The sequence below is a fragment of the Saccharibacter sp. 17.LH.SD genome, assembly GCF_009834805.1.
Taxonomy (GTDB): Bacteria; Pseudomonadota; Alphaproteobacteria; order Acetobacterales; family Acetobacteraceae; genus Saccharibacter.
On the sequence record NZ_WVHO01000009.1, the window covers coordinates 528,839 to 549,989 of the forward strand.

Here is a 21,151-nt window from a genome sequence, read left to right on the forward strand (position 1 = left end):
GGAGGCGATGATTACTATGTCTCACGACACAACTCACGCGCCCGAAGCTCAGCACGGAGAGCACGAGCATCACGAGACACCCGTGGTGTTCGGCTTCTGGGTCTATCTGATGACAGACTGCATCCTATTCGGGACGTTGTTCGTCGTTTTCGCTGTCATGTGTCACCAGTTTGCTGGTGGCCCAACAGGGAAAGAGCTATTCGATATCACCAATGTTGAGATCGAAACGGCAATCTTGCTCTTCTCTTCCATCACCTATGGGTTTGCGTCTATCGCAGCCCATGCACGGAAGAAGTCGGCGGTACTAGCGTGGCTATTAGTTACATTCGTATTAGGTGTTTCCTTCGTTGGGTTAGAGATACACGAGTTTGCTGATCTTGTTGAGCGGGGCGCAGGTCCTGATCGTTCAGCATTTTTGTCGTCTTTCTTCACCTTGGTGGGGACGCATGGTCTGCACGTGACTATTGGTCTTATTTGGATGTTCATTCTGTTCTTCCAAATTCTGGGCCGTCAGGGGCTCAGTGACCGGATGCAATCCAAGCTGACGTGCCTTAGCCTTTTTTGGCACTTCCTTGATATTGTGTGGATTTGCGTCTTTACCTTCGTTTACCTGGGGAGTGTGATGTAATGAGCCAGGCCCATACAACTTCACATGAAGGGGAGAGCCACGGTTCTGTTGGCTCTTATATCACTGGCTTCGTTCTAGCTGTGATTTTGACAGTGGCATCTTTTGCCACTGTTCTAACCCACGCGTTCTCCTTCTGGACGACGCTTGTGGTCATGAGTATTCTGGCCGTTGTGCAGATTTTTGTTCATTTGGTCTTTTTCTTACATATGAACACAAGTTCTAAACAACGTTGGAATTTGATGACCTTTGCCGTGACAGCGCTTACCGTGCTTATCCTGGTATGCGGGTCTCTGTTTGTTCTGTGGAACACACAGATGCATATGATGGCACGTTAAGTTTTAATGTGTTTTCAATAAAAAGAGCCGGAGGGGATTCTTCCGGCTCTTTTTTTATGCCTTTTTGGACAGGGTATAAAAAAACCCTGGGTTTAATCCCAGGGTTTTAGTTGGTGCTTTCGAGAGGAGGGCTATCTAGCCTTCGTGGGGTTTTTCGGAAAGCATCTCGCGCTTCCCAGGTTTCCCATTCCACTCTTCGCTATCGGCAGGTGGTGTGCCCTTCTGGCTCATATTGGGCCAGATAGCCGCATATTTAGCGTTGATTTCCATCCATGAGGCGGCACGCTCATCGCTGTCAGGGAAGATGGCTTCCGCAGGACATTCAGGTTCACATACGCCGCAATCAATGCATTCGTCTGGATTGATAACGAGGAAATTTTCACCAGCGTAGAAGCAGTCAACAGGGCAGACCTCTACACAATCCATAAACTTGCAACGAACGCAGTTTTCGGTGACCACATAGGTCATTATGGCTGTCTCCGGTTTTGATTTTATGACAGGCCTGCCAAACGGGCCTTATACGAGATTTCAGCACTGATATGCCGAAGATGAGGGGGGTGTGGCAAGTCTATTGTCATTTCTTTCCACGATTGTTTCATAAAGATAGGCTGCTTCTGAGGCGGGGCCGCGGCGTTCTCCCAATTTTTTTATGCGCCAAACATAGACTTCGTGAGGCTTGTGGGGTGGAACAAACGTGAGAATATCGCCAGTACGAATGCGTGCATGTGCTTTGTCTGTACGCTGTCCATTAATGCGGACATGCCCAAGTTGGATGAAGCGCGAGCAAAGACTCCGTGTCTTCGCAAGCCGTGCATAATAGAGCCATAGATCTAATCGCTGAGCATCAGGTGTAGGCATATAGAAGACGCAGCACTCTCTTTATGATGATGTCCATTTGGCTAAAGCGGCAAAGGGTGAGTTAAGCAGCCGCTCTGGTTTCTTTGCCGAGATCCTATTGTTTTTGCGGCGAGAAGATGCAGCGTGTTTTTTGCGTGAACGTGATTGTCCAAGAATAAGCAGAGGAGAAGGAGGGCCGTACTGGTTGTGAGGGAGAGATGAAGGGGGGCGGTGTGGAACTTTAAGATGTTTTAGAAGTTCTGCGAGCATAGATTTCTTGATGCCAAGCGAGGAGGCAAGATCTGCTGGTGCTGGATAACTTCTACGTGGGGGGTGACCATGAGGCATTAACCGGTTTAAGAAGCGTTCCATCATATCAATACGGATGATCATAGAGCCAGCAGGAGCCCAACCTGGTGGTGTTATGGTGTGTCGCTGGGGGAGGAGAAGCTCTCCGGCAGATGGCGCTGTACATGAGGCATTATGCCAGAGATTATACAGCAAAGTGAGTGTCGGAAGCGTATCGGGCTTGAGGAGAGAAGGGTAAAATATGAAACGCTGTCCTACAGTGATTCCTAATTTGTGAAGGCGCTTCTTCGTTACGTGCGGGAGAGCACTGTCATTAGCGAGTGTTGGGGTAATCCCACCATCTTCAATTAATCGATGAAAAAGGCCTCGCAGGTTTGGGTCTTCGCGCCATTTTTGGCGTGTCTCAAAGAGAATATGAAAGTGCTTTTTGATCTGAAGCGTTGTCATATGTGTGAGATGTTGGCTGACACGTTGGCTTTGCGTCATATCCTGAAATTCACCTGGGAGTAGACGAATAGACGGTTCGAAAAAGCTGTTTCCCTTCGTTAGTCGAGCGATTTCCGTGCCCTCCCATAGAATCTTTCCCGTTTCTTTGAGGACGAGCTTATCTTCTTTTTCCTTGAGAAAGTTCTGGATACGGTTTGGCATGGCGTGGCGAAGGGCGCGGCGTCCTGCACGGAGAAGAAGAGCTCCTTCCGAACTGTCTGTGGGGGCATCAATCTCTAAAGAAAAGCCCGCGATGCGTCCGATGTCATGCCCCTCCACAATAAGCCGATTATGGGATGTGATGGCGGAGAGATAGTCAGGGGCTTCTCCTGGGGATGAACGCCGTAATAAGGCAGTGGCACGTTTATTAATAAATCGTGCGGCAAGACGCTCATGGAGTGTATCGGAGAGACGATCTTCAACATCACGGCTTTTTTCTTGCCAGCGTGTGCTGTTACGTAGCCAGCCAGACCGAGCTGCAATATAAGCGCAGACACGAACCCCAGAGAGACGGTGCATAAGGGTATCAATATCACCATCCGTACGATCGAGCCCACGTAATTGCCCTTCGATCCAGTTAGGGGGAATATGCCCATGATGTAACCGGTCCAAAAAGAGGCGACCACATAAACGAGCGTGGCTTCCATCCCCGATTTTGCGGAAATCTGGAATTTGGCACGCTTCCCACAAAAGTTGGGTTGCTTTGTGCCCGCGGGCTGCTTGGCGAATTTCTGGAAGTGAGATGAGGGTCGTTAGGACATCTAAGTCTGAAGCAATACGCCCTGTGATAAGCCCAGGATGAGGCGGTTTGTTCATGAGGCTTGTGAGAAGAGCTTCTGGACTTTTGTAATCAAGCTTTGTTTGGCGCCAATAGAGTTGGCGAATAGGATCAAAGCGGTGCTCTTCAATAGCATTCACCATATCGACCGGCATAGGAGAGCATGTGCCAGTAGTTGTGCCGAAAGTGCCATCTTTCATGCCGCGTCCTGCGCGTCCAGCAATTTGGGCAACTTCTTGTGGTGTGAGGGGACGAGAGACCGTTCCATCAAATTTTTTCAAAGAGGCGAGGGCGACATGGTTAACGTCCATATTTAGCCCCATGCCAATAGCATCGGTCGCGACGAGATAATCAACTTCACGGTTCTGATAGAGTTCAATTTGAGCGTTCCGTGTGCGTGGGCTTAAACGCCCCATAATGACTGCACAGCCCCCACGTTTTTGGCGTATGGCTTCAGCAATGGCGTAAACCTCATTGGCAGAGAAAGCGACAATTGCTGAACGTGGCGGAAGACGCGTAAGATTAATGGAGCCTGTATAAGTCAGTTGTGAGAGGCGGTTGCGCGTTTCTATTTCGATCTCTGGGATCAATTTTTTCAATAAATTGCGTATCGTTTCGGCACCGAGAAAAAGGGTCTCATGTTCTCCTCGAGCATGGAGGAGGCGGTCAGTAAAGACATGTCCACGGTCAGGATCAGCGGCGAGTTGGATTTCATCAATGGCAATAAAATCAACCTTGCGGTCAAGCGGCATGGCTTCAACTGTGCATGAAAACCACCGTGCACGGGGCGGGATGATCTTTTCTTCTCCTGTAAGGAGAGCAACAGACTTTTCCCCTTTTAATTTGACGAGACGTTCATAATTCTCTCGTGCCAATAAACGGAGAGGAAAACCGATAATGCCACTCTGATGGGCGATCATACGGGATAGGGCATAATGCGTTTTTCCCGTATTAGTAGGGCCTAGCATAGCGTGAATTGTCGCTGGCATGGCCGAGAAGTGCTTTGAAGCTTTGTATGCATGTCCCATCATGATCAGAATGGTTGGGGAGAGTATGTGGCAAAAGCAAGATTGTTTTTAGGATGATGTGAAGGTTTTTTATAATGTCTGAAAATTCTCTACCTTTAGTGATTGCGAATGAGACGGTTCATTATACGCCACTTTATCTTGTAAAATCTCAGGATGAGGCTGTGTTGTCGGAGCTTTGTGGTGCTTATGGGGCTTTCCTCCGTAGCCAAGGGTTTAAAGGAAAAGAAGGCGATTTTACGCTTCTTCCTAATGATCAAGGGAGCGTCATCGGGGCTGTTTTTTGTGTGCCAGAAAAAAAAGGACCGCTGCCTTATGGAGCGTTAGCTACTCTTTTGCCGGAGGGGGTGTGGCGGCTAGAAAACAGAACCGGCAGTGAGCAATTCCTCAATGAGGCTGTGCTCGGGTTTTGTTTGGGACGCTATCACTATCGTTTAGGGCAAAAGGAAACGTCTCAATCGGTTAAGCTATGTGTGCCTGAGGCTGTTGATCCACAGGTCGTTAATCTTGCCAAGGCTGCGTGGTTGGGGCGTGACCTCATCAACACGCCCGCAAATCTTTTAGGGCCTCAGGAATTGGCTCATAGAGCACAACAGGAATTAGAAAGCCGTGGTGCTACTGTTGAGGTGATTAGAGGCGATAGCCTTACTCAGAATTATCCTTGTCTTGCTGCTGTTGGGGCTGGGTCAGACCGCTCTTCTGCCGTTGTTGTCGCCCGTTGGAAGGCACGGGAGGGCGCGCGCCGTCTGTCTTTAGTTGGGAAAGGGGTGTGTTTCGACACAGGAGGTTATGATCTCAAGCCGAGTGCTTCAATGTTGAAAATGAAGAAAGATATGGGTGGGGCAGCACTTATGTTGTCACTCACCTGTGCGTTGATTGATGCAAAAAGTGATGTGGATATTGAGTTACGCTTAGGGTGTGTCGAGAATAGTGTCTCTGGCCATGCGATGCGACCTGGTGATGTGTTGCCGACACGTAAAGGATTATATGTCGAAATAGGGAACACAGACGCAGAAGGACGTTTGGTGTTGTGTGACCTCTTGGCAGAAGCTTCAGAAAGTAAGCCAGATATTTTGCTTGATGCTGCGACGCTTACCGGTGCCGCACGTGTAGCGCTTGGTCCAGATCTTCCAGCTTTGTTTAGCAATGATGATGAGTTGGCCGATTCTCTTATTAAAGCGTCGGAAAAAGCACATGATCCTTTGTGGCGTTTACCACTCTGGCCTGACTATGATGCATGGCTTGAAAGCCCAATCGCGGATTGTAACAATGTTTCGTCTCGGCCTATGGCTGGTGCAATTACGGCTGCTTTATATCTCCAGCGGTTCATTCCAGAAAAGCAAAAATGGGCGCATATTGATACATATGGCTGGAATGACGTAGGTAAAATGGGGCGTCCAGCCGGTGGGGAGACATTAATGTTGAGGGGACTATTTGAGGCGTTTAAATAGAATTGTCTCGGTTTAGTCATAATCTCATGACATATCAGATTAGATCTGTTTGCAACGACGGGTCTTATTTGATTTTGACGATACTTGCGCATCCGTTCCAAAAGCCCCAGATAAGGTCGCATGGAGATGGAGCTTCATAAGCCGTCTAAAGGGAACAGAGTTTTGGTAGCGTTTTGTTAGAGAGAAAGAAGGAGATACCCCATGAACCGCAACACAGATGATCAAATGCTCGATTTATTGCGTGACACGATCGTTGCGACAGTTCGGGGTGAAGGTCCTGATCTGTCTGCACGTCAGCTTGCTGTGTTTTTAGTCTGTTACCTGGAAAAGGGGGCTCACACAGTGCGTGGTTTGGCCCAGCTTTTGAATGTTTCGAAGCCGGCTATTACGCGTGCGCTAGATCGTCTCAGTGAGTTAGATCTTGCACGTAGAAAGGTGGATCCTTTGGACCGTCGTTCTGTGCTTGTGCAGCGTACCCTGAAAGGGTCTGCTTATCTCAATGAGTTGCGTCGCGTGATGGATGATGCAGGACATGGCGAGAAGTTGGTTTCTACGCAGAAGCCACGTGCACAAGTTACATCATTCCGCTCGCGCCGCGTCGGCTAAGGGGCTCTCGTTACGGGTCTGCTCTCTTGTCACCATTTCTCTGTAAGGTGACGGCGGGCGCGGTGAGTGACGGTGAGAGTCCACATGATTTGTGGTAGGCTGAGTGCAATGAGGCATTCTGGCATAGAGGGGAGGCAGAAACTGATGCCTCCCCAAATTGTGAATCCCCAATGGATAAGAGTGACGGCAGGTGCTGGTATGTTCGTGCGAACAGCCAACTGGTAGAGATGGCCCCGGTGGGCTTGTGCTAAGGACTCTTTTGCGCGTGTTCGTCGGGCCAATGTAAAAAAAACGTCCCAAAGCATGCCATTTAAAAGACATGGAAGAAGCCAAAATTCCCCGGCTATATATGGAAAGTGGGGAATGGGCTGGAAAACTGTCATGCCAACACCACTCAAGATGAAAGCACAGGGTTGGCTTCCTGCATCTCCCATAAAAATACGCGCGTTAGGGAAGTTAAAAGGAAGAAAGCCGACGAGGCTGACTCCGAGTAGGAGGAGGTCGAATGGAACGATATTCATCCCTGCCATAAAGAATGATGTTAGAGCGATGACACCTGCTGCGAGCCCGTTAAGGCCATCCATGAAATTGATGGTGTTGGTAAGGATAATGGTTGTGGCGACCATAGGGATAAGAAACAGAGAAGATGAAGGGTGGCAGCCAAGAGCGATGATGATGCCGGCGAGGGCTTGAGCGCTCAGTTTGTAGCGCGCCGCAAAGGGGCGGATATCATCCAGCCATGAGACGACACAGAGTAGTAATGTGCCGATGACGAGACATAGTTGAAATAATGTGAATGGCGTATGCTGTAGAACCGAATGAAAAGCCATTCCCCCTAAAAAAGCGGTTATAATGGCGATACCCCCCCCTTTGGGGATAGGGGTATGGTGGGCGCTGCGTTGCACTGGGGTATCCATAATGCCCAGTCGGATCAGCGCAGGGATTATGAAGATGCAGAGCAAGAGGGCAACCAGGTCGCTGAGATCTAGCGTATGAAGAAGAGGACTATAAGAAAACACGTCAGCTACCTTAACTTGCTGTAAGACTCTCTAGTTTATGGGATAGGCGATTGTCGGTTCTTCAGCTAGAGACAGGAAAGCATGGTGGGGGGATAAAAATATTTCTGTGCAGTCCGGGATAAGGAGTTGGGTGCAGGCACGGAAACGCATCGCCGCGAATATCTTGTTGGATGGTGCTGTATCTGCGCTTATGACGCCGTTAGCGCGGTGGTTGGCTGACCCTAGTGGGGGGATTTTTCACCCATTATGGTTCGTAGCGGGTGGAGCGATTACTTTACTGGCAAGTGGGGTGTTATTCCGCGTTCCGCAGCAATATTGGCGTTATAGCGGGGTTGTTGACCTGCGTAATATTATTGCTGCGGCTGTTGTGAGCGCGACGCTTTTCTCTTGTTTATTGTGGGTTACGGGCTATGGCCTTCCTACACCGGCCTTTCCGTTTATTGATGCCTTAATGCTCATTATGGGGTTAGGAGGCATTCGTTTAGGTGCTCGCCTTGTTAAAATAAGACAAAAGAAGAGTGCACAACAGATACAAGGGGAGAAAGTCTTACTTGTCGGAACGGAAGAGCATTTAGATTTTTTAATTCGCCTCATACAAAAGGGAATATTACGCCGTCGGATATTAGGGTTGGTCGTGACTGAAGGTTTATCGCGAGGGCAACGTATCCATGGCTACAGCATATTAGGTGTTACAGACTCAATTAGAGCGTTAATAGCTCGGATGATAGAAGAAGGTAATCGCCCTTCTCAGGTTATTTTAGCCGACCCTGAGTTACGAGGGGCGGATTTGATGGCTTTATTATCAGCAATCGGTGATTACGATATTCCCGTTCTGCGTATGCCTTTTCTGGATCACTTTCATCCAGCAGAACATATTGAATTACAACCAGTTGTTTTAGAAGATTTATTAAATCGCGCACCTATTCGTGTTCCTGACTCGATGAGAACGCACATTACACAGCTCATTGAGGGGAAAGTTGTTCTCGTTACAGGGGCAGGGGGGAGTATTGGTACAGAATTAGTCCAGCAAATTGCGCATCACCGCCCTGCACATCTCGTTTTACTGGAACGTAGTGAATATGCCCTATGGAAGATAGGTCTCACATTATCGGAGCAGTTTTCAGATATTCAGTATGATTCCGTAATAGGAGATGTTCAAAATCGTGAAAAAATGGCGGAACTTTTCGCACGCTATCGTCCTGAACTCGTTTTTCATGCGGCTGCTCTAAAACATGTTCCTCTGGTTGAGCAGAATCCTTGTGAGGCTATTCTGACAAATGTTGTGGGAACACGGATTATTGCGGATTGTGCGCATACCTATAAAGCTCATGCCCTTGTTGTGATTTCAACGGATAAAGCGGTTCATCCCTCAAGTGTCATGGGGGTAACAAAGCGATGTGCAGAAATTTATACACAGGCGCTCGATTATGTGATGCACGAGCAGGGCAGTAGGACATCGTGTCTGACGGTTCGGTTTGGTAATGTTTTGGGGTCTACGGGGTCTGTGGTTCCGTTGTTCCAGCATCAATTAGCCAATGGTGGCCCACTGACCGTCACAGACCCAGAAATGACTCGTTATTTTATGACGATTTCTGAAGCGGTTGGGCTCGTGCTTCAGGCTATGCAGCGGCGCCTTACTGTCTCAACAGCAGGAAGTCTCTTTGTTCTGGATATGGGGAAACCTGTGCGAATTATGGAACTGGCGCGGCAGATGATTCGCTTGGCGGGCTTACAGCCGGATCGTGATATGGCCATTGCCATAACAGGAAGGCGAGAAGGCGAGAAATTGGAAGAGACGTTGTTTTATGAACAAGAATATTCTCAGAGAATAGATCGCAATGGTTTATGGGAAGTCGTGCCCTCTATGTCGTTACGCCTGAGTGAGGTGGCCGAGTATTTTGAACAGCTTGAGGCGGCTTGTCATGGTGGGGATACAGAGAAAGCCTTTGACATTCTCCATGAGATTGTTCCTGAATTTTTACCGGTAAAGATGGAAGAAAAACACGTCTATCACTCTGAGTATGTTTCTTAAAAAAGAGGGCGGTCCGATGGTTAAGCCTATTACCTTTCTTGATTTGCCAGCGCAGCAGAAACGTCTTGGGCAGCGTGTGCAAAAGCGTGTAGAACATGTTTTCCAGCATTGCCGTTTTGTAATGGGTCCAGAAGTCACCGAGCTGGAAGAGCGTTTGGCGTCATATGGCGGGGCGCGGCATGCCATCGGTGTGTCATCCGGCACAGATGCATTGTTGATGGTTCTGATGGCGGAGGGGATCGGGCCGGGAATGGCGGTGTTTTTGCCCGCTTTTACCTACACGGCGACCGCAGAGGTTGTTTTGCTCTTGGGGGCTTTTCCTGTTTTCGTCGATGTTGATGAAGGTAGTTTTCAAATTAGTATAGCGTCTTTGACGCAACGTTTGTCAGATGTTCAGCAACAAGGGCAGTATCAACCGCGTGCCATTATTGGGGTTGATCTTTTTGGGCAGCCTGCACCGTGGGAAGAGTTGAGAGCATTTGCACAAAAGCACGACCTCCTTTTATTTGCGGATTGTGCACAATCTTTTGGTGCGTCTTACCAAGGGCATAAGCTAGGTCATGAGGCGCTTGCCACAACGCTGTCTTTTTTCCCTTCTAAGCCTCTCGGTGCTTACGGTGATGGCGGAGCAGTTTTGACTGATGATGATGACCGAGCTGCCTTATATCGGTCGTTGCGTAGTCATGGTGAAGGTAAGCAGCGTTATGACGTACAGCGTATTGGGCTTAATGCCCGGTTGGATACGCTTCAAGCGGCTATTCTCTTAGCAAAAATGGAGATTTTTGAAGAAGAGTTGGTGCGTCGCGCAAAAATAGCGGATCTCTACGATGCGGGGTTACCAACAGGGATTAAGGTGCCTCAGCGTGTGCCAGATAGCCAGAGTGCGTGGGCTATATATTGCATTACCCTTCCTACGTCGCAACAGAGGGATTCATTGCAAAGCTATCTGCGTGAACATGCCGTGCCGACGGCGATTTATTATCCTAAACCACTTCATTATCAGCCTGCTTATCAGGCTCAACATGATGGAGTATCTCTGCCTGTTTCGGAATCTCTTGGTGAGTGCGTTCTCGCATTACCGATACATCCTGATATTTCAGATGAGCAGGGTGAGCAGCTGTTAGAAATTATTCAACAATGGGCAGAAAATAACCAATTATGACACGAAACAACCGTCTATTATTGAGCTTTGTTATCATCGTTCTCGTACCTGTGATCATCGTATGGTATACTGTGTGGCCTATTTTGAGAGGGATAGACTTTCCCAATATTGTGTCTGGCGAGGAATTATCTCCAGTCGAGCACGTGCTTACATCTTCTGAAGCAACGATGTGGGACACATGGCTGCATGCTCATCGTTCGGGATGGGGGGCAAAGGGAGAGACACCTCCTACCCAAACAGCGGGGCGTATTATGATGTTTAAGGGCCCTAAAGGTGAAGAAGTGATACTCTCCCTATGGCATTTTCGGCATCATGATGATGTTGCGGGGCTTCAATTCTTGCGAAATGGTCCTTACCGTATGCGGTCATTTGGTGAGGGAGGACTCTTGCCGCTGATACAAGGAAAATAAGTCAGGAAGATATTAGAAAGATCAGCACGTAATGGTTTGCGTGAGGCTGAACCATTACGTGCTTTCATTTATTGAGATTATTTATCGTTTTTAGGAGCTTCTGCTTCCGCTTCTTTCTTTTGGGCGGCGAGTTCTTCGTCGTTAAGTTCATCTACAGCAAGTTGTGTATGTTCGGCATTTTCCAATGGTGGCATAGCACGATCAAAAACGGCCAGTAGGGCTGCCGTAATGGGAGAGGCGAGTACGAGCCCAGGAGCCCCTAGGATAGAACCAAAGACGGTCTGGGATAGAATAGCCAGTGCCGGTGGCATGTGAACTGCACGACGCTGAATGAGCGGTGCGAGAATGTTCCCTTCACAGAATTGAATAACGCTATAGAGGATCGCAACAAATAAGGCCTCACGCGTGCCAAGGGAAAGGCTAATGAGCAAGGCAGGGATAGCGCCCAGAATGGCACCGATATAGGGAATAAAATTACAAAGCCCCGCGACGACCCCAAGTGCGAGTGCGAGTGGTACGCCAATGATGTACAGCCCAAGGCCGGAGAGAAGTCCAACAACGAGCATGTCAAGGGCCTGTCCAGCCGTCCATGCCCATAATGTATTGCCGGCAGCGAACAGAAGTGAGCGTGCGGTATCTCTATGAGGTGGCGGAATAAGGCGTAAGAAGCCGTTAATGTAAAGTGATGGTGAAACAGCAAAATAGAACGCGGCCATGAGGACAACAAAGATCGTGCCGAGGAGACCAAAGGCGCTTCCTAAAAGACCTGTGACCGATCCGGCCAATCCAAATCCTAAGCTACCGAGAGGGTTGGTTTTGTCATTCCCACCAACAGACGCCGGAAGATGATCAAGAATAATTTTCCCGAAGTTACTATGCGAAAGATGTTCCTTGATGTCTCCAGATTGGGTGACAAGGGCTGATTTCAGGCTTAAGAACTGCTCTCCGATAGCGGGGCCACTGCTCCAGATTAATGCTGTTAGAAGCCCCAAAATGGTAGCGGCGACGATGGCGACTGCAATCGTGTAGGGAATGAAACGAAGGCGCCGACGTATGATGCGTGCCAGGCCGTGTAAGACGATTGCCATGAGAGCCGCAGCAAAAACGACCGCTAAAACGTCCCCAATCAGCCATATGGCGATCATCATTAATGCAATGACAAAGGCTGCGCGGATGAGAACAAAGATGCGATTGATCGATGTCGTAGGCGTAGCCTGCGACTCCGGAGCTGGTGGGTGAGAGAAGAACAGAGCCATGAAAGGAAAAACCTAACAATAATAATGAAAACAAGAAAAGAAAACGTCAGGTAGTTAAGCTGTTTTCCAGTTTGTCTTGTAAGTCAAGCCAAAGTGTTTCTATCACCTGTTGTTCGTGCGTAATAGAAGCGAGCTGTGTGTTTAATGCCGCGATATCATCAGCTTTGTTTGCCTGATAAAGCAAGGGATCAGCCAATTTATCTTCTAAACGTTGCTTGGTGTGTGTGAGTTTCTCCAATTGTGTTTCCAGTTGGCGAATCTCGCGGCGAAGGGGAGCTAATTGTCGAGTTTGTTCCTTACGTTGGGCGCGTTGTTGGGCTTTTGCAGGGGCTTTCTCAGTGCGCGATGGCGCGCTTTGTTCAAGCTGAGCCTGTTTTGCGCGTTCATCAAGCCAATTTTTGTAGTCATTCATGTCACCATGGAAAGGGGAAATTGTGCCCTTTTCAGCAATCCAGAGGCGGTCTGCGACGGATTCAACGAGGTAGCTATCATGGCTGATGAGAATGACGGCTCCTTCGAAGTCGCATAAAGCGCGGATAAGGGCATCACGTGCATCAAGATCTAAGTGGTTGGTTGGTTCATCTAAAATGAGAAGATGGGGCGCATGACGTGTGGCGATTGCCATAAGCAGTCGTGCTTTTTCTCCACCTGAAAGATTTTTAACGGGAGTTTCTGCACGGTCAGCATCAAGGCCAAAGCGCGCTAATTGCGCGCGCACTTGAGGGGGGGTGGCCTGAGGGAGTGTACGCGCCATATGATCGACTGGGCTTTCATCAAGGACCAGTTCATCACTTTGGTGCTGAGCAAAATATCCAACGCGAAGTTTGTTCGCTGGGCTATAGTCGCCTGACATCGGTTCAAGCTGACCAGCCAAAAGTTTGGCAAAAGTAGATTTACCGTGCCCATTACGCCCTAAGAGGGCAATGCGGTCTTCCATATCAAAACGCAGTGAAAGATTTTGGAGCACGACGCGGTCGCCATAACCGAGAGAGACATCGTTCAGTTTGATCATGGGTGGGGGCAAAGCCCCAGGTTCAGGGAATGAAAAATGCGTCGCTGTTTCTTCAACGACGCTTTCAATTTGAGGAAGACGTTCTAGAGCTTTTAGGCGTGCTTGGGCTTGTCGTGCTTTCGTTGCTTTTGCGCGAAAGCGGGCAACGAAAGCTTCCATTTTTGCACGTTGGTCTGCGACGCGTTCTGCCGCTCTGTTTTGTTGCAGTGCTTGCTCTGTACGAATTTGAACAAAGCGATCATACCCACCTGGAGTGAGCGAAAGGCGGCCATTTTCTAAGTGAGCAATGGCTTGAACGGTATGATCAAGTAGGGAGCGGTCATGACTGACCACGAGGACAGCGCCAGAGAAGCGGGCGAGCCATCCTTCTAGCCACAATGTTGCTTCGATATCGAGATGGTTGGTAGGCTCGTCAAGTAAAAGAAGGTCGGGCGAGAGGAAAAGGGCGCTCGCTAAAGCGACACGCATCCGCCAGCCACCTGAAAAATCCCGCACGGGACGTTGTTGTGCCTCTTGGTCAAACCCCAATCCGGCCAGGATAGTGCTCGCACGTGCAGGAGCGCTGTGCGCATCAATGGCTAAAAGACGTTCATGAATATCGGAAATTTTGGCTGGGTCTTCGGTATGTTCAGCCTCATGGAGTAAACGAGCGCGTTCTTCATGGCTGGCTAGAACAGTGTCAATGAGTGACAAATCACCAGAAGGTGTTTCTTGTTTGACACGTCCCATCGTTGCGCGACGAGAAAAGGTGATTGTTCCACTATCGGGGGGAATATCGCCCGCAATGGCGGCAAGTAAGGTGGATTTGCCCGTACCGTTACGACCAATCAAACCGATACGACGTCCTGGCTCGATAGTCAGGGAGGCTCCATCTAAAATAGGGCGTCCGGCGATGCGCAGGGTTAAGTCAGTAATTGTGAGTAAACTCAAAGCCGAGCCCCTATTGCTGCGTAAAAATTCGAAAAGCTGCTATATGTCTTATCAGAGCGGTTTTCTTTCCTCTAGAGGAGCCGTATCATTGAGCACCGTACTTTTAAGGAGTGAGTTATGGCAGTAGAACGTACATTGTCCATTATTAAGCCAGATGCGACGCGTCGCAATTTGACAGGTAAAGTGAACACAGTTTTTGAAGATGCGGGGCTAAAAATTGTTGCTCAGAAGCGCATTTTCCTTACAGAACGCCAGGCTTCTGCCTTCTATATTGAACATAAAGACCGTCCATTTTACGGGGCGTTGGTCGAGTATATGACATCCGCTCCGGTTGTGGTTCAGGTGCTTGAAGGCGACAATGCGATTGCACGGAACCGTGAGCTTATGGGTAAAACAAACCCTGCAGAAGCGGCAGAAGGAACAATCCGGCGTCTCTATGCTCAGAGCCTGCAGGAGAACTCCGTACATGGATCAGACAGCGCTGAAAGTGCTGCACGTGAGGTTGCCTTTTTCTTCGCAGAAACAGAAATTCTTCCTTAATTAAGGAAGAGACGTTTCTTTTTGAGAAAAAGAGATGTCGGCGGAAGGGGAGGTCTTATAGTGGCCTCCCCTTCGTTCGTTTATGCGAGGTTTAATTTAGTGATATAGTCAGCGAGAACGCGTGGGTAGAGCTGGTGTTCTTGTTCCAGCACGCGGGCGGCGAGGCGCTCTGCTGTATCATCTGGGAGAACAGGCACGGAGGCCTGTGCGAGAATAGGGCCTTCATCAACACCATCAGTGACGAGATGGATCGTGCAACCATGTCGTTGGACGCCTGCTTTTAAGGCTGCTTCGTGTGTATGGAGCCCGGGGAAAGCTGGAAGAAGGCTTGGGTGGATATTCAGCATTTTCCCTTGCCATTGTTGGACAAGAAAAGGCGTTAAAACGCGCATATATCCCGCAAGGCATACAAGCTGTGCCCCAGATTGGCGAATGGCTTCATCAACAGCCTTCTCGTGAGATCTGCGATCTTTCCCATACTGCTTATGGTCGATACAGAGTGTCGGCAATCCGGCGTCATGCGCGGTCTTTAACCCAATGGCGTCAGGACGATTACTGAGAACGAGACTGATACGGGCTGGATAATCAGGGCGAGAACACGCCTCCATCAAGGCAGTCATGTTACTGCCTCGTCCGCTGATCAAAACAGCGATGGGGGTTTTCTGTGGCATAAGGCGCTCTCTGTTCATTAAAGAGTGAGAGGAGCTGTTAAGGTGAAAGGAACGTCACTGCGCACGACTTTCCCAATTGGAAGTGCTTCTTCATCCATAGCGGAAAGTTCGGCCAATACGTCTTCTGGTTTATCGGTGATAAGAACCATGCCGATACCACAATTGAACACTTTTAGCATTTCATCATGCTCAACGGGTCCTTGCTCGGCAAGCCATGAGAATACCCCTGGGATAGGCCAGCTTTGTCCATCAATTTGAACACCAAGTCCTTCTGGTAACACACGAGGTAAGTTTCCAGGCAAACCGCCGCCGGTAATATGGGCACATCCGTGGAGAAGATTCTTTTGGTGCAGCACCTGGACGGTGCGCACATAAAGCCGTGTAGGGGTTAAGAAGGCTTCAGCAAGCGTTTGTTTGGGAGAGAAAGGAGCCGGATCGTTCCATGAGAGCCCCGTATTCTCGACAATGCGTCGTACGAGGGAAAAACCGTTAGAATGGACGCCCGATGATGGAAGGGCAATGAGGCTATCACCTTCACGAATTCCCGCAGGGAGCAAGTGGGCACGCTCTGCTGCGCCGATGCTAAAGCCAGCAAGGTCGTAATGGCCTTTTCCATAAAGCCCGGGCATTTCTGCTGTTTCCCCACCAACAAGAGCGCAATCACTTTCCTTGCAGGCATGGGCAATACCGCGAATGATGCGCTCAGCGACAGGGACGGAGAGAGCCCCTGTTGCTAAATAGTCAAGGAAGAAAAGAGGGCGTGCGCCTTGGACAATGAGATCATTGACGCACATAGCTACAAGATCGATACCGATTTCGTCATGGAGCCCGCTCTCAATGGCTAAAAGAAGCTTCGTGCCAACGCCGTCTGTGCAACTGACCAAGACAGGATCCTGGAAGCCGGCAGCTTTGAGGTCGAAGAGAGCACCAAAGCCACCAATATTTCCCATAACACCAGGTTGATGTGTTTCTTTAGCGGCAGGTTTAATGGCTTCGACCAGGGCATCTCCTGCTGTAATATCAACACCTGACTCGGCGTAGCTTGTTCCTTTAGAGGAGGTGGATGTCTTGGTCATGAATGCGGGCCCCATTTCCTTCTAGTTGATGCTCGTACTATTCTAGAGCATCCTGTGTATGTACGGAATGGATAGCCTTAACGTAAATGCATATCTAGGGAGGGGCGAAGGAAAATATGGCAAAATACCAAGCCCAGTTGGCATTAGATTTGCAGAGGGAGAGCCGTTTCTCGGCATCACACTTTATCCCAGGGGGGTCCAACGCTGCGGCGCGTCATTGGTTGTCGCGTGATGCCTGGCCGGAGGGGCGTCTGTGGATTTGGGGGAGTGCAGGCACGGGGAAGACCCATTTATTACGGGCATGGGCAGCCCGGCATCAGGCGCTTGTCGTCGAGGCCGATACCTTATTGTGTGATGAGCAAGGAGAAATCTTCGCACAAGGGCTTCCTTTCCATCCGATAAAGGGAGCTGTGGTGCTCGATCATTTAGACCGTTTAAAAAATGAAGTGGCTTTGTTGCATATTTTAAATCGGTCACAAGCTGAAGGTGTGCGTGTGTTGATGGCAGCGCGTTTCCCACCAGCACGGCATCATTTTGCGTTACCAGATTTAGCATCACGTTTGAGAGCCACACTGACGGCAGTTATTGACGAACCTGAAGATGATTTGCGTGCAACATTGATCCTGTCCTTGCTTGCGGAGCGTCAATTGGTGGTGGCGCAACCAGTGACGGAATGGCTATGGCGCCATTTACCACGAACGGGGGAAGCTCTTGTGGAAGCGGTGAAACGATTAGATGCGGCTGCCTTAGAGCGAGGAGGGCCTATTACGCGGCAGTTGGCGCAAGAGGTGTTGAGCGATATGTTGAGTTCAGCAAGTATTTAAATCGACTAATATTTGACAGCGTGTTGGAAACTCAACATTCTGCAGTTTGCGACAGTCTGGCTCGGGGTATTATGGTGACTGAAAAACGTGATGTGTTTCCCTCTCCCGCTTTAGAAGAGTTGAGACATTCCCCTGCGCGTTTTATCAACCGTGAGTTGTCGTGGCTTGATTTTAATCGGCGGGTGATTGAGGAAGCAGAAAATCTGCGGAATCCTCTTTTAGAGCGTGTCAGATTCCTCTCAATTAGTGCCAGCAATCTGGATGAATTTTATTCTGTGCGTGTGGCTGGTTTAGTGGGGCAAGTGCGTGAGGGGACGTCTGTTCTGAGCCCAGATGGGGTGACCCCCTCTCAGCAATTGGATGCTGTGCGCCAAAAAGCGAGAAGCTTGAAACTTGATCAGCAGCGTGTTTGGCAAAAATTACGCCAAGAGCTTGTCAAACAAGGTATTACCATTTCATCAGGGGATGATTTTGGTCAAGAAGATCAAAAATGGCTATCTGACTTTTTTAATGAGCAAGTTTTCCCCGTTTTAACGCCATTAGCTGTCGACCCCTCCCATCCATTGCCGTTTATTCCCAATAAAGGTTTGGGACTGATCCTATGTTTGAATGATCCGGCAAGCGGACAGCGCGTGATGGATGGTATTGTTTTGCTGCCGGTCCAGATCCCGCGTTTTTTACGTCTGCCAGGGCGTGGGAAAAAGATTCGCTTTATCCTATTGGAAGATCTGATCACGCGTTTTGCGGAGCGTCTTTTCCCCAATTTAACGATAACGAGTGCGGGTGTTTTGCGTATTATTCGCGATACGGACGTGGAGTTTGAAGATGAGGCAGAAGATTTAGTTCGATCCTATGAAACCGCCTTAAAACGTCGCCGTCGAGGTGTGGGGATTCATCTCGAGCTTGAAGGCAGTCTTCCTGATCGATTAGGGCGTGAGATTGGGGAGGAGCTTGGCGTTAATCATGGGGACTCAATCATTCTACCAGAATTTGTTGGAATGGCTGACCTCAATCAGCTCGTCGTGAGTGATCGACCAGACCTTATCTTCCCTCCCTATACGCCGCGTTTCCCGCAACGTGTTTCTGATTATGATGGGGATTGCTTTGCGGCCATTCGGTCTAAGGATCTTGTCGTTCATCATCCGTTCGAGAGCTTTGATGTTGTTGTTCAATTTCTACAGCAAGCGGCGCGTGATCCGAATGTCTTAGCGATTAAACAGACATTGTACCGTACATCACGTGATAGCCCTATTGTGCAGGCTCTTATTAAAGCATCTGAAGCAGGGAAGTCTGTCACAGCTGTGGTTGAATTACGGGCACGTTTTGATGAAGAGGCCAATATTCATCTTTCTCGTGCTTTAGAGGCGGCTGGGGTTCAAGTCGTTTTTGGGCTTTCGCACTATAAAACGCATGCCAAGATGAGCCTTGTTGTCAGGCGAGAAGGGCGGAAGTTACGGTCTTATGCCCATTTCGGGACGGGGAATTATCACCCCGTGACGGCGAGGATTTATACCGATTTATCCTTCTTTACGTGTGATCCTGTTTTAGTGTCCGATGCCGCTAAGCTTTTTAATTATGTGACGGGTTGTGCGGTGCCGGATGTGAAAGAAGTGAGTTTTTCGCCTGTCACCATCCGAAAAAATCTAGAACAGCTCATTCAGAATGAGATTGCCCATGTCCAAGCGGGCAAGCCGGGGCATATCTGGATAAAGGTTAATAGCCTCATAGATCCAAAATTGATTGATTTGCTCTATGAAGCCTCTCAGGCTGGGGTAAAGATTGTGGCGATTGTACGTGGGATGTGTAGTTTACGCCCAGGTGTTCCAGGATTATCCGAGCGCATTCAGGTCAGATCGATCGTTGGCCGCTTTTTGGAACATTCGCGCATTTTCGTTTTTGGCAATGGCCGTCATCTTCCGTCACGCCAAGCAAAGGTGTTCATCTCCTCAGCAGATTGGATGCAGCGGAATATGGATCGGCGCGTTGAAGCTATGGTGCCGATCGTGAATCCAACAGTGCATGCGCAAATTTTAGGTCAGATCATGACGGCCAATTTGCGTGATACGTTACAGAGTTGGAAAATGATGCCGGATGGGAGTTGGCAAAGAGTAAAAGCACGGCAACGTCAGTTTTCGGCACATGAGTATTTTATGCATAACCCTTCACTTTCAGGAAGTGGTTCAGCACGGAAATTAAGTACGATGCTGGAGCCATATGCCGGAGTTGATACAGGTCGGGAGAATTAATGCTGTGACATCCCATGCTTTAACACCAGAAAGCCAACAACGGGCTGCTGTCGTGGATCTTGGTTCTAATTCAGTAAGAATGGTTGTTTTTGAGGGTGTAGCACGCAATCCCGTCCCGATTTTCAATGAAAAATCGACCTTGCGTTTGGGTAAGGGGCTTGAGGCGACAGGGCGGCTGAGTGAGGAAGGCATCAGCAAGGCCATGGAAGTACTGAGCCGGTATGGGACAATTGCTCAGGCTATGGGGGCGACGCCCTTTGATGTTCTGGCGACGGCCGCGGTGCGGGATGCCCATAATGGAATGGACTTTATCGAGGCCGCACAAAAGCGTGTACCGAATGCACATTTCCGTATTTTAAAAGGAACAGAAGAGGCTGATTACTCGGCTTGTGGTGTTCTTTGTGCAGTGCCTGATGCTGATGGTCTTGTTGCCGATATTGGGGGGGGCTCTCTTGAATTAATTCGGGTGCAAGATGGACATTATTCAGATGCGGACTCGACCCCGCTGGGCGTAATACGTTTGCGTGAACGTTCTGATGGGGATCTTGCTACAGCGCAAAATTTGGCAAAACATGCTTTTGCCAATGTTAAATGGTTACCGGAAGCGCGTAAGCGCCCGCTCTATCTTGTAGGGGGTGCTTTCCGTGCTTTGGCTCGGCTGCATATCGCACGGATGCAATATCCTCTCAACATGGTTCACCTGTATCATTTGTCCTATGAAGAGGCCTATGAGATGGCGTCTTGGACGGTTTCGGCGTCGCGTAAGCAGATCGAAAAAATTGGCAATGTGCCGCGTAAACGTTTGGTTGATGCGCCATTTGCCGCAGCTGCTTTACTGAGGCTTTTAAAACATGTTCAGCCCTCTGACGTGTGGTTTAGTGCAGAGGGGCTGCGTGAGGGGTGGTATATGGGGACGGTTGCTTCCTCTGTGAAGCAGCAAGACCCGATGGAAGCCTTAGCGAGTGAAATGGCAAGCCGATTGGGGCGAAATGCGTCTTTGCCTGAAGCTCTGATTAGTTGGACAGCTCCACTTTTTCTTGAGCATGAAGAATGGTCGAAAAGTGAAAATGAAGTTTCCTTACATCGTTTAGCCTGCATGGTGTCGGACATTGGGTCTTATGACCATCCTCAATATCGTGCAGAGCAAACATATCGTCGGCTTCTTTATTCTCACGGAGTAGGGTTTGACCATAAATCACGTGCCTTTTCAGCGTTAGTTATTGCGGTGCGTTATGAAATAGACCTTGAACATCCAGTCTTAGAGCCATCACGCGTTTTATTAAGCAAGTCATGGTTTTCAAAAGCGGTGCAGCTGGGGATGGCCTTGCGTCTTGCCTACACTTTATGTGCAGGGACGGACATTTTGTTGAAGTCATGTCAGTTACGTGTTGAGGGTGAAACACTCATTTTAGACATGGGGGCAGGGAGCCTTCGTGCTGCGGGGAGTGCGGTAAAACGGCGGTTTGAACGTTTGGCGGATGCTTTGAACATGACACCACATGTTAAAGGTGGATAGCT

The 21,151-nt window shown here is 49.2% G+C and carries 19 protein-coding genes; 11 read left to right on the plus strand and 8 right to left on the minus strand.

Annotated features, from left to right (window positions below):
- Nucleotides 1-16: 16 nt before the first annotated feature.
- Together cyoC and cyoD are read left to right on the plus strand one after the other, a co-directional pair.
- A complete protein-coding gene (cyoC, locus tag GS501_RS03765; protein ID WP_160830503.1) occupies nt 17-628 on the plus strand; it encodes a cytochrome o ubiquinol oxidase subunit III in 612 nt (203 codons plus the stop codon).
- Nucleotides 628-963, plus strand: a complete 336-nt coding sequence (gene cyoD / locus GS501_RS03770) for a cytochrome o ubiquinol oxidase subunit IV (protein ID WP_160830504.1) — start codon at nt 628-630, stop codon at nt 961-963. Before cyoC ends, cyoD begins: the two co-directional genes overlap by 1 nt.
- A gap of 135 nt (nt 964-1,098) precedes the next feature.
- Here cyoD and fdxA read toward each other — a convergent pair whose 3' ends face one another.
- The 3 genes from fdxA to GS501_RS03785 are packed head-to-tail and all read right to left on the minus strand — an operon-like array spanning nt 1,099 to nt 4,362.
- Nucleotides 1,099-1,431: a ferredoxin FdxA gene (gene fdxA, locus GS501_RS03775; protein WP_160830505.1), complete on the minus strand. Its 333-nt coding sequence runs from the start codon at nt 1,429-1,431 to the stop codon at nt 1,099-1,101.
- Nucleotides 1,432-1,491: 60 nt separating this feature from the next.
- Nucleotides 1,492-1,821 (minus strand): RNA-binding S4 domain-containing protein, encoded by a 330-nt coding sequence (locus GS501_RS03780; protein ID WP_160830506.1) that lies wholly within the window; start codon nt 1,819-1,821, stop codon nt 1,492-1,494.
- A gap of 21 nt (nt 1,822-1,842) precedes the next feature.
- Entirely contained in the window at nt 1,843-4,362 is a 2,520-nt protein-coding gene (locus tag GS501_RS03785) for a helicase-related protein (RefSeq protein WP_237442384.1), read from the minus strand.
- A 113-nt stretch (nt 4,363-4,475) separates the two neighbouring features.
- On the opposite strand from GS501_RS03785, the gene GS501_RS03790 reads away from it, so the two are divergent.
- Both GS501_RS03790 and GS501_RS03795 read left to right on the plus strand, forming a co-directional pair.
- A complete protein-coding gene (locus GS501_RS03790; protein ID WP_160830507.1) occupies nt 4,476-5,849 on the plus strand; it encodes a M17 family metallopeptidase in 1,374 nt (457 codons plus the stop codon).
- 201 nt (nt 5,850-6,050) lie between these two features.
- A complete protein-coding gene (locus GS501_RS03795; protein WP_160830508.1) occupies nt 6,051-6,455 on the plus strand; it encodes a MarR family transcriptional regulator in 405 nt (134 codons plus the stop codon).
- Nucleotides 6,456-6,484: 29 nt separating this feature from the next.
- On the opposite strand, the gene GS501_RS03800 is transcribed toward GS501_RS03795, so the two are convergent.
- Nucleotides 6,485-7,474: a glycosyltransferase family 4 protein gene (locus GS501_RS03800; protein ID WP_370517926.1), complete on the minus strand. Its 990-nt coding sequence runs from the start codon at nt 7,472-7,474 to the stop codon at nt 6,485-6,487.
- Between the two features lie 130 nt (nt 7,475-7,604).
- On the opposite strand from GS501_RS03800, the gene GS501_RS03805 reads away from it, so the two are divergent.
- From GS501_RS03805 to GS501_RS03815, 3 genes are read left to right on the plus strand one after another with little or no spacing between them, the layout of a single operon-like run.
- A complete protein-coding gene (locus tag GS501_RS03805; RefSeq protein ID WP_370517927.1) occupies nt 7,605-9,506 on the plus strand; it encodes a polysaccharide biosynthesis protein in 1,902 nt (633 codons plus the stop codon).
- 16 nt (nt 9,507-9,522) lie between these two features.
- Entirely contained in the window at nt 9,523-10,668 is a 1,146-nt protein-coding gene (locus GS501_RS03810; protein ID WP_160830697.1) for a DegT/DnrJ/EryC1/StrS aminotransferase family protein, read from the plus strand.
- Complete coding sequence (locus GS501_RS03815; protein ID WP_160830509.1) at nt 10,665-11,078, plus strand: hypothetical protein; 414 nt, start codon at nt 10,665-10,667, stop codon at nt 11,076-11,078. Before GS501_RS03810 ends, GS501_RS03815 begins: the two co-directional genes overlap by 4 nt.
- 77 nt (nt 11,079-11,155) lie before the next feature.
- Here GS501_RS03815 and GS501_RS03820 read toward each other — a convergent pair whose 3' ends face one another.
- Nucleotides 11,156-12,334, minus strand: a complete 1,179-nt coding sequence (locus GS501_RS03820; protein WP_160830510.1) for an AI-2E family transporter — start codon at nt 12,332-12,334, stop codon at nt 11,156-11,158.
- 46 nt (nt 12,335-12,380) lie between these two features.
- Nucleotides 12,381-14,276 carry an ABC-F family ATP-binding cassette domain-containing protein gene (locus GS501_RS03825; protein WP_160830511.1) on the minus strand — a complete coding sequence of 632 codons (1,896 nt, stop codon included), beginning with the start codon at nt 14,274-14,276 and terminating at the stop codon, nt 12,381-12,383.
- Nucleotides 14,277-14,393: 117 nt separating this feature from the next.
- Here GS501_RS03825 and ndk point away from each other — a divergent pair, with 117 nt between their 5' ends.
- Nucleotides 14,394-14,816, plus strand: coding sequence for a nucleoside-diphosphate kinase (gene ndk / locus GS501_RS03830; RefSeq protein WP_160830512.1), 423 nt, complete (start codon nt 14,394-14,396; stop codon nt 14,814-14,816).
- Nucleotides 14,817-14,896: 80 nt separating this feature from the next.
- On the opposite strand, the gene purN is transcribed toward ndk, so the two are convergent.
- Nucleotides 14,897-15,487, minus strand: coding sequence for a phosphoribosylglycinamide formyltransferase (gene purN, locus GS501_RS03835; RefSeq protein ID WP_160830513.1), 591 nt, complete (start codon nt 15,485-15,487; stop codon nt 14,897-14,899).
- A gap of 17 nt (nt 15,488-15,504) precedes the next feature.
- Entirely contained in the window at nt 15,505-16,563 is a 1,059-nt protein-coding gene (gene purM, locus GS501_RS03840; protein ID WP_160830514.1) for a phosphoribosylformylglycinamidine cyclo-ligase, read from the minus strand.
- Nucleotides 16,564-16,679: 116 nt separating this feature from the next.
- Between purM and GS501_RS03845 the strand changes: the two genes are divergently transcribed.
- From GS501_RS03845 to GS501_RS03855, 3 genes are all read left to right on the plus strand, one after another.
- Nucleotides 16,680-17,387 carry a chromosomal replication initiator DnaA gene (locus GS501_RS03845; RefSeq protein WP_237442385.1) on the plus strand — a complete coding sequence of 236 codons (708 nt, stop codon included), beginning with the start codon at nt 16,680-16,682 and terminating at the stop codon, nt 17,385-17,387.
- A gap of 71 nt (nt 17,388-17,458) precedes the next feature.
- A complete protein-coding gene (locus GS501_RS03850) occupies nt 17,459-19,633 on the plus strand; it encodes an RNA degradosome polyphosphate kinase (protein ID WP_160830515.1) in 2,175 nt (724 codons plus the stop codon).
- Between the two features lie 79 nt (nt 19,634-19,712).
- Nucleotides 19,713-21,149, plus strand: coding sequence for a Ppx/GppA family phosphatase (locus tag GS501_RS03855; RefSeq protein WP_237442430.1), 1,437 nt, complete (start codon nt 19,713-19,715; stop codon nt 21,147-21,149).
- Nucleotides 21,150-21,151 lie beyond the last annotated feature (2 nt).

Coding starts and splice junctions, on each gene's coding strand:
- GS501_RS03790 (WP_160830507.1), top strand. CDS start 4,476: ATGTCTGAAAATTCTCTACCTTTAGTGATTGCGAATGAGACGGTTCAT.
- GS501_RS03845 (WP_237442385.1), top strand. CDS start 16,680: ATGGCAAAATACCAAGCCCAGTTGGCATTAGATTTGCAGAGGGAGAGC.
- cyoD (WP_160830504.1), top strand. CDS start 628: ATGAGCCAGGCCCATACAACTTCACATGAAGGGGAGAGCCACGGTTCT.
- purM (WP_160830514.1), bottom strand. CDS start 16,563: ATGACCAAGACATCCACCTCCTCTAAAGGAACAAGCTACGCCGAGTCA.
- GS501_RS03795 (WP_160830508.1), top strand. CDS start 6,051: ATGAACCGCAACACAGATGATCAAATGCTCGATTTATTGCGTGACACG.
- GS501_RS03850 (WP_160830515.1), top strand. CDS start 17,459: ATGGTGACTGAAAAACGTGATGTGTTTCCCTCTCCCGCTTTAGAAGAG.
- ndk (WP_160830512.1), top strand. CDS start 14,394: ATGGCAGTAGAACGTACATTGTCCATTATTAAGCCAGATGCGACGCGT.
- GS501_RS03815 (WP_160830509.1), top strand. CDS start 10,665: ATGACACGAAACAACCGTCTATTATTGAGCTTTGTTATCATCGTTCTC.
- GS501_RS03780 (WP_160830506.1), bottom strand. CDS start 1,821: ATGCCTACACCTGATGCTCAGCGATTAGATCTATGGCTCTATTATGCA.
- cyoC (WP_160830503.1), top strand. CDS start 17: ATGTCTCACGACACAACTCACGCGCCCGAAGCTCAGCACGGAGAGCAC.
- GS501_RS03785 (WP_237442384.1), bottom strand. CDS start 4,362: ATGCCAGCGACAATTCACGCTATGCTAGGCCCTACTAATACGGGAAAA.
- fdxA (WP_160830505.1), bottom strand. CDS start 1,431: ATGACCTATGTGGTCACCGAAAACTGCGTTCGTTGCAAGTTTATGGAT.
- purN (WP_160830513.1), bottom strand. CDS start 15,487: ATGCCACAGAAAACCCCCATCGCTGTTTTGATCAGCGGACGAGGCAGT.
- GS501_RS03820 (WP_160830510.1), bottom strand. CDS start 12,334: ATGGCTCTGTTCTTCTCTCACCCACCAGCTCCGGAGTCGCAGGCTACG.
- GS501_RS03810 (WP_160830697.1), top strand. CDS start 9,523: ATGGTTAAGCCTATTACCTTTCTTGATTTGCCAGCGCAGCAGAAACGT.
- GS501_RS03855 (WP_237442430.1), top strand. CDS start 19,713: ATGGTTGTTTTTGAGGGTGTAGCACGCAATCCCGTCCCGATTTTCAAT.